14 protein-coding genes are annotated in these 12,994 nt (G+C 69.6%); 6 read left to right on the plus strand and 8 right to left on the minus strand.

What is annotated here, in order from left to right; genetic code table 11:
* Nucleotides 1-31 precede the first annotated feature (31 nt).
* Nucleotides 32-409 carry a hypothetical protein gene (locus ACQUSR_RS07205; RefSeq protein WP_431041718.1) on the plus strand — a complete coding sequence of 126 codons (378 nt, stop codon included), beginning with the start codon at nt 32-34 and terminating at the stop codon, nt 407-409.
* Nucleotides 410-414: 5 nt separating this feature from the next.
* Here the strand turns inward: ACQUSR_RS07205 and ACQUSR_RS07210 are convergent, their stop codons facing one another.
* The 4 genes from ACQUSR_RS07210 to ACQUSR_RS07225 form a co-directional block, all read right to left on the minus strand.
* The gene (locus ACQUSR_RS07210) at nt 415-888 is read right to left on the minus strand and encodes a DUF6099 family protein (RefSeq protein ID WP_431041719.1); all 474 of its coding nucleotides are present in this window, start codon (nt 886-888) and stop codon (nt 415-417) included.
* A 132-nt stretch (nt 889-1,020) separates the two neighbouring features.
* Nucleotides 1,021-1,413 (minus strand): nucleotide pyrophosphohydrolase, encoded by a 393-nt coding sequence (locus tag ACQUSR_RS07215; protein WP_431047426.1) that lies wholly within the window; start codon nt 1,411-1,413, stop codon nt 1,021-1,023.
* A gap of 62 nt (nt 1,414-1,475) precedes the next feature.
* The gene (locus ACQUSR_RS07220; RefSeq protein WP_431041720.1) at nt 1,476-2,606 is read right to left on the minus strand and encodes an AAA family ATPase; all 1,131 of its coding nucleotides are present in this window, start codon (nt 2,604-2,606) and stop codon (nt 1,476-1,478) included.
* 75 nt (nt 2,607-2,681) lie between these two features.
* Nucleotides 2,682-3,083: a cell division protein SepF gene (locus ACQUSR_RS07225; protein WP_431041721.1), complete on the minus strand. Its 402-nt coding sequence runs from the start codon at nt 3,081-3,083 to the stop codon at nt 2,682-2,684.
* A 205-nt stretch (nt 3,084-3,288) separates the two neighbouring features.
* Here ACQUSR_RS07225 and ACQUSR_RS07230 point away from each other — a divergent pair, with 205 nt between their 5' ends.
* Nucleotides 3,289-3,801: a DUF402 domain-containing protein gene (locus ACQUSR_RS07230; protein ID WP_431041722.1), complete on the plus strand. Its 513-nt coding sequence runs from the start codon at nt 3,289-3,291 to the stop codon at nt 3,799-3,801.
* A gap of 1 nt (nt 3,802) precedes the next feature.
* Here the strand turns inward: ACQUSR_RS07230 and ACQUSR_RS07235 are convergent, their stop codons facing one another.
* Entirely contained in the window at nt 3,803-4,474 is a 672-nt protein-coding gene (locus ACQUSR_RS07235) for an HNH endonuclease family protein (protein WP_431041723.1), read from the minus strand.
* Nucleotides 4,475-5,883: 1,409 nt separating this feature from the next.
* Here ACQUSR_RS07235 and ACQUSR_RS07240 point away from each other — a divergent pair.
* From ACQUSR_RS07240 to ACQUSR_RS07250, 3 genes are all read left to right on the plus strand, one after another.
* Nucleotides 5,884-6,804: a transcriptional regulator gene (locus ACQUSR_RS07240; protein WP_431041724.1), complete on the plus strand. Its 921-nt coding sequence runs from the start codon at nt 5,884-5,886 to the stop codon at nt 6,802-6,804.
* Nucleotides 6,805-7,218: 414 nt separating this feature from the next.
* On the plus strand, nt 7,219-8,070 hold the full coding sequence (locus tag ACQUSR_RS07245; protein WP_431041725.1) for a VOC family protein: 852 nt from the start codon (nt 7,219-7,221) through the stop codon (nt 8,068-8,070).
* An 84-nt stretch (nt 8,071-8,154) separates the two neighbouring features.
* On the plus strand, nt 8,155-8,865 hold the full coding sequence (locus ACQUSR_RS07250) for a response regulator (RefSeq protein ID WP_431047428.1): 711 nt from the start codon (nt 8,155-8,157) through the stop codon (nt 8,863-8,865).
* Nucleotides 8,866-8,926: 61 nt separating this feature from the next.
* Here ACQUSR_RS07250 and ACQUSR_RS07255 read toward each other — a convergent pair whose 3' ends face one another.
* The 3 genes from ACQUSR_RS07255 to ACQUSR_RS07265 are packed head-to-tail and all read right to left on the minus strand — an operon-like array spanning nt 8,927 to nt 11,456.
* Complete coding sequence (locus ACQUSR_RS07255; RefSeq protein ID WP_431041726.1) at nt 8,927-10,165, minus strand: beta-ketoacyl-[acyl-carrier-protein] synthase family protein; 1,239 nt, start codon at nt 10,163-10,165, stop codon at nt 8,927-8,929.
* The gene (locus ACQUSR_RS07260) at nt 10,162-10,398 is read right to left on the minus strand and encodes an acyl carrier protein (protein ID WP_431041727.1); all 237 of its coding nucleotides are present in this window, start codon (nt 10,396-10,398) and stop codon (nt 10,162-10,164) included. The genes ACQUSR_RS07255 and ACQUSR_RS07260 overlap by 4 nt, the downstream gene beginning before the upstream one ends.
* A 17-nt stretch (nt 10,399-10,415) precedes the next feature.
* Nucleotides 10,416-11,456 carry a beta-ketoacyl-ACP synthase III gene (locus ACQUSR_RS07265; protein WP_431041728.1) on the minus strand — a complete coding sequence of 347 codons (1,041 nt, stop codon included), beginning with the start codon at nt 11,454-11,456 and terminating at the stop codon, nt 10,416-10,418.
* A 242-nt stretch (nt 11,457-11,698) separates the two neighbouring features.
* Here ACQUSR_RS07265 and ACQUSR_RS07270 point away from each other — a divergent pair, with 242 nt between their 5' ends.
* Nucleotides 11,699-12,955, plus strand: a complete 1,257-nt coding sequence (locus ACQUSR_RS07270) for a sensor histidine kinase (protein WP_431047430.1) — start codon at nt 11,699-11,701, stop codon at nt 12,953-12,955.
* The last annotated feature ends 39 nt before the right edge of the window (nt 12,956-12,994 follow it).

The following is a 12,994-nucleotide window of genomic DNA, read 5'->3' on the forward strand; positions in this document are numbered from 1 at the left end:
GGCCCGGAGGGCGCGGGCCGAGGAGGCCGCCATGCACCAGGAAGCCGTGACCGAGCCGTCCGCCACCGCCGCCGCTTCCCCCGCCGGCCTTCGCGCCCACGCGGAGTCCGCGCCCCATGACGGATCCGGGTCCGATGACCGATCCGAATCTCCTGGCCGATCCGAATCTCCCGGCGGTTCCCAGCCCCAGGACCCGCGCGAGCCCGAGCAGGGCGGCCCCAAGGGCCTGCTCCAGCAGATGGAGGAACTGATGGCGGCGCTCACCGCCGATCTGTCGCGCCTCGACGCCGATCTGCGGTCGTCCGCCACGCGCGCCACCGCCGCCGACGACGACGGTGGCGACGACATCCACGACGCCGAGCACACTGCCGACCGCACCGCCGACCGCGCTTCCCAGCACGCCTTCTGACCGTCTCACGCCGCACCACCCCGCTCCCGGACCTCCAGGTGCCGCAGGATTCCGCGCACCCGGTCCCGGCACTCGTCGGCGGCGTCGATCGATTCGACGCAACTCCAGTACAGCGCCTCCTCCTCGGTGCCTGAGGCAACGCCCACCAAGGCGATCCCCGCGTCCCCCAGCAGCTCCGCCAGAGCGATCAACGTCCGCCGAAGATCGTGCACTTCGGACAGCTGCACCGCCCGTATACATCCGCTGCGCACCGCCGGGTGGCGCAAGGCCGGGTGGTAAAGGGCGGCGCGCGCCCTGCTCCCCGCCTCGCCGAGCCCGCGCGCCTCCGCTCGCGCGGGCACCGGTCCGTACACCGTGAGATGGCCGCCGATCGCCTCCGCCAGCGCATGCGCCTGCCACGCTTCGGCAACGATGTCCTGCACCGTCCCGGCCTGCGCCAGGGCATGCCGGGTGGCGCCGATCAGCCGCATCGCGTCCATGCCCCGTACCCCTCTCCACGGACTTCCCGCGCCCGTTAACCATCCACTACCCAGAGTGATGGTCAACAGCCCGAAAAGCTAGGGGAATTCAGGAATCTGTAGACAGAAGTTGCGCTGTGGATAACTCGATCACTACAAAGAGTGACGATGGGAGATCGTCGGGTCGGTCACAGGGAAGCGCTGTTCGTTGCGGTCGATCTTCGCGTCCAACGCCGCCAGCGCGTCGATCCCCAGAGCCCCGCAGAACTGGAGCAGATACGCCAGCACATCCGCCACTTCATCCTCGACGCGCGCGGCGGCCTCAGGGTTCTCCATCACCCGCGCCGATTCGTCGGGCGTCAGCCACTGGAAGATCTCCACCAGCTCGGCCGCCTCGACGCTCAGCGCCACAGCCAGGTTCTTCGGCGTGTGGTACGGCTGCCAGTGACGTGCCGCTGCGAAGGCGGCGAGCCTGCGCTGCAGCGCGAGAACATCACGGGTGGCCGCGGTCTCGACCCCAGGCACGGGCCCGGCCGCCGGCGCGATCGCGGACTCAGCCGTCGGCTCGCTCCCGGGCGTGGTCGTGGGCTCGGATTCAGGTACGTCGTTCACGTCCCCAGGTGTACCACCGTCACGCCCTCGGCCCCGACCCCGCGCAGGTCCGCGGCGTCCCCCACCGCCGCCACGAGCCGGACGTGCCCCCGCGCGCACATCCGCGCCGCCACCCCCATCAGCTCTCCCGCCTGCCTGCGGTCCAGGCACCGGTCGAACCCGTCGGCCAGCACCGTCAGCGCCTGCCGGGCCGGAAGCACGTCCTTCACCGTGTCGACCTCCAGCACCTCCGGCCCGGTCATGAGGACCAGCGTCAGGGCGAGATAGCGCAGCTCTCCGTCACCGAGCCGTTCGACGGGCATCGCGCCCAACTCGCCCTGATCCAGCAGCGCGCGCACCGCCCCGTCCGCCAGCCGTTCCGTGGTCAGATCCGCGACCGGCCCGGCGCAGCCGGCCCGCACCGCCCCGACCAGCGCGGTGTGCCGCGTCGCGCACTCGGTACGCGTACGGAGCAGCACGGCGGCGAGGTTGTCGCACCCGGCCCGCAGCCGCCCCTCCTCCCGCCGCGCGGGCACCCGCATCCGGTCCGGCAGAGGATCGCAGGGAAAGGCCGAGCGCAGCGCGATGACCACCTGCTCGGCGGCGGCCAGCGCGAGCAGCTGCCCGGCGGTCGTGCCCGCGATACGCAGCGGCAGCAGCGCGGTGGCCAGCCGGTCGTCGGGCAGCGGGGCGCGGGTGACGGGCACCGCGCCCGCGGTGTGCCAGGCGGCCTGCACCGCGCGGCGGCTCGGGTCGCGCAGGGCCGTCTCCAGCAGGGTCTCGCCGGCGCCGGTCATCCGCTCGCCGACGACGCGCAGTTCGGGTTCGGCCTGGACGGCGACGTCAAGCTGGACGGGACCGACGGGCCCGTCCACGGTGCAACCGATGCGGAAGCCGCGCCTCCCCTGGGAGTCCGGCCGCGCCCGCCGCGGCACGCACGCGGCCGGGTCGGGGAACACGGCGTCCAGCGGCTCGCCTCCCGCCAGGCGAGACAGTGCCGCATACGCCTCCAGCGCCGTGGACTTGCCGCTTCCGCTCGGTCCCGCGAACAGGGTGAGCGGCCCCAGCGGGTAGGCCGCTCTGCTGTGTGTCTTGTAGGCCGACAGCCTCAGTTCGGTCACAACGGGCCGTAGCCTCGATACGCTCATGATCGGAACGTATCTTGGCGGAAATCAGACGAACCGTTACAGCTTCCCTACCTTCCTACGATCGGAGTACCACTCTTACGGGCCGAGCACCGCCCCGGATGTCCGCGGCTCCGCCACTTCCGTGCCGACGGGGGCGAGCAGGAAGACGTTCGTGTCGACCCGGTGCATTCCGCTGTTCAGGCCGAAGACGACACCGCTGGAGAAGTCGAGGACGCGCTTGGCGACGTCCCCTTCGGCGCCGCTGAGATCCAGCAGGACCGGGATCTGGGCGATGAGGTACTCGGCGACCTCGCGGGCGTCGGCGAAGCACTGCACCCGGATGACGACGAACCGCCGCGCTCCGGCCCCCTGGCGCTCCGGTTCGTCCTCGGGCAGCGCCCGGTGGTTGGGCCAGGAAGGCCATTCGTTCCTGCCGCGCAGCGGGACGACCTCGGCGAGCCCCTCCCACTGCTCGTCGGTGACATCGAAGCGGGTCACGGGGCGGCCTCGCGGGCGTACGCACTGGATATCTGCATCAGGCAATTTTAGGGATGACCACATAATCCCCGGCGCAACGACACCGGGAAGCCGGCACCCGGGAAGGCCCCCGCCGAAAACCGATGGACGTCATCGGCCTCCTGTCGGAGGGTCAAGCCCAGGTGCGCGCCACGATGGGCGCGGATTACGGAGCGAGGGGGCTGCGATGGGCGGCACAGGCACGACCGGGAAGCTGGCACCGGGCGGCGAGGTGACGGTACGGCTCCTCAAACACCCGCGGCGCGACGTTCGTTACCCCGCGGTGGTGACCGCGGATGACGGCACACACGTGGTGGTCCAAGCCCCCTGGGCCGGCGCCGCGACCCGCGACTTCGGATTCGTACGCTTCGAGAGCGGCGATGTGTTCACCGAGCACTACTGGCGCGACCGCTGGTACGCCGTCAAGGAGGTACGTGACGGACACGGCGCGCTGAAGGGCTGGTACTGCGACATCACCCGGCCCGCGCTGGTGGCGGGCGACGGGCTCACCGTGGAGGACCTGGACCTCGATCTGTGGGTGTCGGCGGACGGCCGGACGGTGCTGCGCCTGGACGAGGACGAGTTCCTGGAGAGCGGCCTGCCGGAACGCGACCCCGCCGCCGCGGACCAGGCCCGACGGGCCCTCGACGAGCTCGAACGCCTCGCCCGCGACGGCGGTTTCACCGCGTTGCTGGAGTAGCTCAGTCGCAGGTGTTCAGCATTCTGTTCAGCTCGGCCCTTTCCCGTTCGGTGATGTTCAGCTTGTAGATGTACTTGACGCTGACCCAGGCACGGCTGTATGTGCACCAGTAGTCGACGCTCGGCGGCTTCCAGGCGTCGGGTCCCTTGTCCGCCTTGCTGCGGTTGGAGGCCGCGGAGACGGCGATGAGCTGCGAGTTGGCCAGGTCGTTGGCGAACCGCCGACGCTGCGGCGTGGTCCACTCGTCCGCACCCGAACGCCAGGCGTTGGCCAACGGCACCATGTGGTCGATGTCCACCTGGCTCGCCGAGTTCAGGGTCCTGCCGTCGTAGCGGCTGAGCCAGCTCCCGGAGGTGGCACGGCACAGGTCGTCCTGTACGACGTCCTCGCCATCGCGCTGCAGGACGACCTCACGGGTGTCGCACTGGTCGCCCTGGTCGACCCAGTGCGGGAACCGGGCGCGGCTGTAGCCGTCCATCCCGTGCGGCAGGTCGACGGCGAGCTGTTCCAGTTCCGCACGGGCCTCGGCGACGGCGGGCGGCTCGGGCATCTCCGCCGAGCCCGCCGGGACGTACGCGGCCGCACCACGGGCGGCGGAGGTGGCGGACTCGGCGGACGACACCGACGCGGGGGCGAGCGCGAGCGCCGTCCCCAGCGCGGCGGCGACCGCCATGGCTCGCCGACTTCTCGGTTGATTGATCATATCAACGTGATAACGGATCAATCGCCGCAATCAGGGAACATCACCCGGTCGGTGGCGCGCCGAGCCCTGGCGGGCCGCCTCAGGCCAGCGTCCCTTCTTCACCGGCTCCAGCGCGGCCACGCACTCCACGTGGAGCGTCACCGGCCAGCGGCCGGCCTCGGCGCGCCCAGGATTGGACAGGTGGCCACCAGGCCCCCCACGGACACGAGTGAACTCAATGCCAACACAGTTGTGCACTCAGCGCTCACGCAGTCCGCGCTACAGTCCAGCATCCTGGACAGGCGGCCGAACATGAGGGGACTCAGCGCCGCGATGACCATCGCCGCACTAACGACACACGACGGGAGGCGCATCGCTTGACCCTGAGCGGCCACTGAGGAGCCCAGCAGACCCACGGCGTGTCCGGTGAGGTGCCTGGCCGCTACGGCCCGGGAACCCTCGAGCGCGTTGACGCGCCGCTCGATTCCGTTCCTGCGCCGCACAGAAACCAGTCGGCATTCCATTGATCACCCACTGGCGACGCTTCCGTTCAACGGTGAACAATTCACGGCGCAGACTATCCCGACCCATCAGAAACAGCCTAGGCGCCGATGAGTATCCCGTACGTCAGGACTGAGCGGAAGTTGGACAGGGACACGACAGACATCCCGACTCGAAGGAGAGCCCGTCCGGTTCGACGAATTCACGCAGGAGGTTGCCCCTCGGACCTCCCACGCCCTTTGACCTGCACGTCTATCGCGGCCCCCGCAACCTCCCGCACCAACCCCGACAGCTGTATGGCAACGAACATGACGTATCATCACCAATGCCATTGCGCCATGCTGACATAGACCCAGGCGTCGATATGTGCACCCGAAACTTTACTCTCTTCTTATACGTAGCGGTGAAGTGAACCAGAACCAGCGACTCGACACACATACCCCTCACCTCGGTGAACTGACCATTCATCCCGGGTGAAGTGGCCGTAAGGAACCCTGGGCGTGCCACGCCTCGCACCGGTCAGACGGCATGACAGGCGCGTGTCAGGGCGCTATGAATTCCTCTGGCCGCCAACCGATCCCCTCATAGGCGGAGTCTCCACCTCTCGATGGATCACAAGGTCCGTTCCACAGCGAAACTACGGAGGTAACTGTGTTATACGCCACCCGGATCACACCTAATCGCCTGTGCCACGTAGAGCGAAAGGCTCTCGGCGATGAGCTATCAAGCAGACCAAGCGGGGGGTAAGTACATTGCACGAGCCACATATGGGGACTCTCGTCCCTACGCGCAGCAGGACGGTCGATCTCTCCACCGAAGCAGCCAGAGCCCAAGCCCCCGGAACCGTCTCCGTTCCGATCGCAGCCTTGCTCCCTGGTGAGTCTCCGAGATCGCAGGGGTTGGACCAGGAACACGCGACCCAGCTCGCCGAATACGACGGGCCGCTTCCGCCCATTCTTGTCAACCGGTCCGATCTGCGAGTGGTTGACGGCATGCACCGCCTCCTGGCCGCGTACATCAGGGGCCAGGAGACCATCGACGTCGAGTTCTTCGAGGGATCACCCGAGGACGCGTTCCTGCGCGCGGTCGAAGCCAACGTAGCGCACGGCCTGCCCCTGTCACTCGCCGACCGGCGCGCCGCCGCCTCCCGCATCATCGCTTCGCATCCGCAGATGTCCGACCGGGCCATCGCCCGTGCGTCGGGCCTCGGATCAAAGGCGGTGGCCACTATCCGCCGCCGTTCAACTGTCGCTGAGGCGCAGTTGAACACCCGAGTGGGCCGGGATGGACGCGTGCGCCCGCTGAACAGTGCCGAGGGTAGACAGAGAGCCGCCGAGGTGATCGCCCAGAACCCCGAGGCATCCTTGCGTGAGGTTGCCCGGCTGGCCGGAATCTCTCCTGCCACCGCAAGTGACGTTCGTAAGCGCCTCAAGTCCGGTGAGCCACCCGCCCCTGGCCGCCCGGAAGCCCGCACAGCCCCGACGAACTCCGCCCCCACACCGCAGACACCGGCCATCGCTCCTCACGACACCCTCCTCGCGCTCCCTTCGTCCCGGAAGGTACCGGGCCAGGGCCACAGAACACGGCCGGTCACGCGGGCTCCGGGCCCGGTGCTCGACAAGCTGTCGCGCGATCCGTCCCTGCGTCTCAAAGAGGATGGCCGCCACCTGCTGCGGCTGCTCCAGCAGAACTCGGTGGCGCAGTGGCCCAGCCTGACCGCAGCCGTGCCGCCGCACTGCGGGGAGCTGATAGGAAGCCTGGCCCGCCAGTGCGCGGCCAACTGGCTTGAGCTTGCACAGCAGTTGGAGGAACGCGAGTAGTCCGCTCCCTCCGAAGCGCGTTGCTGAGGGCAGCCAGAACGGCAAGCGGCGCGGCGGCCCCGGTGGCATCGTAGGCGGCAACCGCCCAGCTGGTGCGAGGTTCCACGATGACGTCGGCGGCCGCCCGTATCCATCCGTCTCTCGGGCTGGATCCGCCGACTACGTCATTCCGGAGATGTAGTCGTCCCGCACGGTTCCGCCTGCTCGCCGGAAGGAGGCGGAGAGAGCGGCGAACAACTGGCACGGTGCTGCGGAACGCACCACTAGCTCCGGACAAGCCAGGTATTGATCGCTTACCTGCCTACGGGTCATCCTGCTTCGACACGGATGGCAAATGTCTCTTCCGTCGGCTGCGGCAACTGACCGATTCCCTGCCCAGCCCTGCAACACCGCCCACTTCCAGGAGCTTTTCCGATGACTGTGCGAGACATATCGCATGTCGAGCTGTATACGAGAGACAAAGTCGCCACCGTTCGCTTCCTCGTCTCCACCATGAATTTCACGCAGGTCGCGGACTCCGTCGCAGTGGACCGGAGTTCCGTGCTGCTGCGGCAGGGCGACGTCCAGATCGTCGTCACATCGGGCTGGGCAACGGGGAAGTGGCTGTCCGAGCACGGGGACGGAGTCGCCGACATCGCGATGACGTGCGACGACGTGTCCGAAACGGCCCAGGCTGCGCTGGCCGCCGGTGCAAAGGTCACGCACTCGCCGCAGGGGAACCCTGTCGTCTCGGGATGGGGCGGTGTCTCCCTCACCCTCCTTTCGGACGTCACGGCCGGCTCTGCCGTTCCGCCCGCAGGTCACACGTGGACAGCCGCTCTGGGGGCACCGGCCGAGCCCGTGGGACGCATCCTGCGACTGGACCACATCGCCTTCCGCTTGGAGGCGAGCGGCCTCGCGGACTACGCGGCCTTTTGCACCGAGGTCTTCGGCCTGTCCCCCCTCCCCGTCACCCGCCTCGTCCCCGGCCATCAGGACGCCACCTCCGTCGTCGTCCGTAGTGCCTCGGAGCGCGTGGCCTTCGTCCTCGACGCAGCGAACGCGCACCACAGCGCAGGAGCGCTCCCTGCGTCCGCGGATTCCGAGAGGCCGATGGACGTCCATCGGCTGGCGCTCCTCGCCGATGGCGTCCGGTCCGAGACACACGAGTTCCAAGACCCCGCTATGCGAGGGCTCTGCTTCCAGCTGGTCGAACGCAGTGGCCCGCACCAGCTCAGCACCGTTGACGCCGGGTTGGCCGCCGGGATCTGGAGCTCGGTCGGCTGACCACAGGTCGGCGTACCGACCGAAGCGCCAAAGGCATCCGGCGTTGGGGGGCTCGATATGGACATGGTCCAGAATGTGGGCGTGATGACGACGCAGAACGGTGGGAGACCTCCGGCAGTGAGCGACGATCCGGGCGCGGGGTTGCGCGCCGTCATCGTCGACGACCAGGCATTGGTACGCACCGGGTTCCGCATGATTCTGGCGTCGGACGGCATCGAGGTGGTGGGTGAGGCGACCACCGGCGGTGAGGCCGTTGCGGTGGTGCGCCGCACCCGTCCCGACGTAGTGCTGATGGACATCCGGATGCCGGAGATGGACGGCATCGAGGCGACCCGGCGGATCCTCGCCGACGGGTCCACGCCGACGCGCATCATCATTCTGACCACCTATGACCTGAACGAGTACGTCTACGAGGCGCTGTCGGCCGGCGCCAGCGGATTCCTCCTGAAGGACGTGTCTCCCGATCACCTTGTGGCCGCGGTACGGCTCGTGCGAGCCAACGACGCCCTGCTTGCGCCCAAGATCACACGCCGTCTGATCGAGCGCTTCTCTCCGCGTGCCGATGTGAAGCCCATGGTGCACCGGGACCTGTCCGGGCTGACGACGCGCGAACTGGAGGTGCTGCGTCTGCTCGCCACCGGCCTGAGCAACGCCGAGTTGGCGGAGCGGCTGACCCTCAGTACCGCCACCGTGAAGACACATGTGGCGCGGATCCTGTCCAAACTCGGACTGCGCGATCGGGTGCAGGCCGTGGTTCTGGCCTACGAGACCGGGCTGATCTCTCCGGGCGAGTAGCCCACGAGAGATCAGCCCCGGCGGCTGGTCCTCCCAGGAACAGTTGGCGGAGTCGCTCGTTTCAGGCGCTGCCGAGCACAACGACCGCGTTCTGGCCGCCGAAGCCGAACGAGTTGCTGACGGCGACGGGCACCGGCGTATGCCGGGCCGCGCCGTGCACGATGTCAATCTCAGGCAGGTCCGGGCCGGGGGCCTCGAAGTTGGCGGTGGGCGGAATCACTCCCTGGTCGATCGACAGGGCAGTGAAGGCGGCCTCGACCGCTCCCGCGGCGCCCAGCATGTGGCCGGTCACGCCCTTGGTGGAGGTGACGGCGGCCTCAGTGCCGAACATCCCGGCGATGAGCCGTGCCTCGACGGCGTCGCCCTGCGGGGTGCTGGTCGCGTGGGCGTTGACGAGGGAGACCTCCGACACGTCGACCCGCGCGTCCGCCAGGGCCTGCCGCAGGGCGAGCCGGGCGCCGCGCCCCTCGGGATCGGGGGCGGTGAGGTGGTGGGCGTCCGAGGAGGCACCGTATCCCAGCAGCCGTGCGTAGCCGCGTCGGCCACGGGCCCGGGCGTCCTCGGCACGTTCCAGGAGGAGCACGGCCGCTCCCTCTCCCAGGACGAAGCCGTCGCGCCGAGCGTCGAACGGCCGGGACGCCCGGGCCGGGTCCTCGCCGTGCCGGGAGAGCGCCTTCAGGCGGTCGAAGGCGGTGGAGACCAGGGGGGTCACGGTGGCTTCGGTGCCGCCGGCGAGGACCGCGTCGCAGCGGCCCGCGCGCAGCAGGTCCAGGGCCACGCCCAGGGCCGTGGTGCCCGAGGCGCATGCCGTGGAAACCGAGAGCGACGGGCCGTGCAGGCCCAGGTCGAGCGCCACGGTGCCGGCGGCGATGTTGCCGATGGCCTTGGGGACGGTCAGCGGGTTGACCGCGCGCGGCCCCCGGTCCGCCATCCGCCGCCCCTGCTCCTCCCAGGTCTGCTGCCCGCCGACCGCGGTGCCGAGCACGACACCGACCCGGGAGGGGTCCCAGGAGCCGTCGGTCACGGCCGCGTCGGCGACGGCGGCGCGGGCCGCGGCGACGGCGAACTGGGTGAACGGGTCCATCCTGCGGGCTTCACCGCCGCAGGCCTGCTCCGCGTCGAAGCCGGTCACGGCGCAGCTGAAGGACACGCCAAGACCGGCGAGCCGGGGATCCTCCGTGGCGCCGGGCAGTCCGGCGCAGGTCGCCTTCCAGGCCATGCCGGTGGTCACACCGACCGGTGTCACCATCCCGATGCCGGTGACGACGACGTCGGGACGGTCGTGCGCTTGGGCGATCATGCCGTCAGGACCGCCCCCCGGGCCTCCAGGAGCTCGGCCAGTGCGGTCACGGTGGTCGCAGGGGTGAGCTCCTCCTCCTCGATGGTGACGCCGAACTCCTCCTCCAGCTGTGCACCGAGCTCGGCCAGGGACAGCGAGTCCACCTCCAGCTCCTGGAAGGACCTCTCGGGGTCGATGGGGCCGGGGACCTGGTAGGTCCGGTCGAGGAGGTCGGAGAGATAGGAGACGAACATCTGCGGATTCCCTTCAATCAGATTTCGGAACGTACGGGTGTCAGGCGCGGCCAGGTCAGTGCGGCCGAGCCCCAGGTCAGTCCGCCTCCGAAGGCGGTGAGCACGGTACGGTCGCCGGGCTTGAGGCGTCCGCCTTCCGTGGCGTCGGCCAGCGCGAGCGGGATGGAGGCGGCCGCGGTGTTGCCCACCCGGGCGATCTCGCACACCGCCGCGGCCGACGGCACCTGGAGCCGGTCCGCCACCGCGTCGATGATGCGCGCGTTCGCCTGGTGGGCCACGAAGGCCCCGACGGTCTCCGGGCTCCAGGCGCAGTCCTTCATCACCCTCTGGGCCGAACTCGTCATCTGTTCGATGGCCCGCAGGTACACCTTGCGTCCCGCCATCGTGAACCAGCGTCCGCCTTCTGGCCGTTCACGCTCGCCAGGCACATGTATCACGTCCCTGCCGCCGCCGTCGCTGCCCAGGTCGAAGGCGAGCAGGGCCCCCGGCTCCCCCGCGGTGCCGCGGCGCAGCACCACCGCCCCCGCGCCGTCGCCGAAGAGCACCGCGGTGGACCGGTCAGCGGGGTCGACGATGCGCGAGTACGTCTCGGCAGCGGTCACCAGGACGCTGTCCGCGATGCCGGCGCTGATCAGTCCCGCGGCGGTCGCCGTCGCGTAGATGAAGCCGCTGCACACGGCCGAGACGTCGAAGGCCGGTATCGCGCCCTGCCCGACGCGGTGGGCGACCTCGGGCGCGGCGGCGGGGCAGGGCCGGTCCGGGGTCGTGGTGGCGAGCACCAGCGCGTCCACCGTGGTACAGCCCGCCGAGCGCAGGGCGTTGGCGGCGGCCGCGCAGGCGAGGTCCGTCATGGAGGCGTCCGGGGCAGCGCGCCGCCGGGAGGCGATTCCGGTGCGCGTACGGATCCAGCCATCGCTGGTGTCCAGGTGCTCCGCGAGCGAGGCATTGCTGATTTCCGTACGCGGTAGGCACGTTCCCAGTCCGGCGACTACTGCGGCGGGGCGGGCATCCGGTTCTTTCCAGGCCACCGGTGCGAACTCCGATGCGTGCATTCTCATGCCCCCTCGGTTCCATTTCACAAACGACAGGACACAGTGTTTTCCGTGGAGTTCGGCGGAAATCGACCGTACACGGGCCCGGATATCGGACACAACAGGAGACCTGCGTCGCCGATTCGGTCCCTGCCGATTTCGTATCGGCGACGACGTACGGCACGGCCGTTCAACCGTGTCCCGGCGCCAGTTGAACACAGCGGAGGTATCAGGTCCTGCCCTGCGGTCACAATGTTCAGGTGGAACAGATGGAAAACGACACGAGTTCCGTGTGGCGGCAGTCCGTGCGCGAGGCGCTGCGCCCCGAGGCACGACCCACCGCACGGGCGGTGCTCGTGGACGCGCTCCTCGCGATCGCGCTGGCCGTCGCCGGTGTCGTCGCCATGTGGAAGTTCCAGGCCGTCGACCAGGTCGTCGCCGTACGCCCGCAGGATGCGGCAGATCACTCCGCCCCGCCGGCCTTCGTACCGCGCGGCGGGCTTCCGAACTACTGGCTCATCGCTCTCAACCCGCTGCCGCTCGCCTTCAGACGCTGGCACCCGCTGCCCGCGTTCTGGGCCGCGATGGGCACGGGCCTACTGCTGACCGATCAGGCCACGTGGATCACCATCGTGGTCTGTACCGTAGCCGCCTACAGTGCGATCGCCCACAGCCGCCAACGCGTCCTCGCGGTGGCGAGTCTGGTGATCGCCGCGGCGCTGAGCAGTTTCGCCTTCCAAGACGCCGCACCGGAGCTGCCGGGCTGGTCCTCAGCTTTCGTGATCATGCTGCTCGCCGCGGTCGTCGCACGGACCGTGCGGTACTGGCGGGACCAGTTCAGTGCCAGCCAGCTGCGCGTGGCCGCCCTGCAGAAGGAGAAGGAGGAGGCCGCACGGCGGGCCGTGGAGGAGGAGCGCACCCGCATCACCGCCGAGCTCCACGACATCGTGACGCACAACGTGAGCGTGATGGTGATCCAGGCGGGCGCGGCCCACCGGGTCCTCGATACGGCCCCTGAGGAGGCCCGCGAGGCGATGCGCGCGGTGGAGACCGGGGGCCGGGCCGCGATGGCCGAACTGCGCGCCGTCATGAGCCTGCTGGCCGGGCCGGGCAGCTCCGCCGACGGGCTGCAGCCGCAGCCGGGGCTCGACCAGCTGGAGGCCCTGGTCAAGGGGGTGCGGGCGACCGGGATGCCGGTGGACCTCACCGTCTCGCTGCCGCCCGAACCGCTGCCGCCCGGCGTCGAGCTCGCCGCGTACCGGGTCGTCCAGGAAGCCTTGACCAACGTACTCAAGCACGCCTCCGGGGCGAGCACGTCGGTCGCCCTGCGCCATGACGACGACTGGCTCGAGATCGAGGTCACCGACACCGGCGGCACCAGGACAGAACAGGCGCACTCCGGCAACGGGAGGGGCCTGATCGGGCTGCGCGAGCGGCTTGCCGCGTACGGCGGGTCCCTGGAGGCGCGCCACAGAATCGGCAGCGGCTTCTTGATCAAGGCCCGTGTCCCGCGGCGGCCCGAGTGACCCGGCGACGTGGGACGTGGGACGTGCCATGGTCAGGAC

It is taken from the genome of Streptomyces sp. P1-3, assembly GCF_050613155.1.
GTDB lineage: Bacteria > Actinomycetota > Actinomycetes > Streptomycetales > Streptomycetaceae > Streptomyces.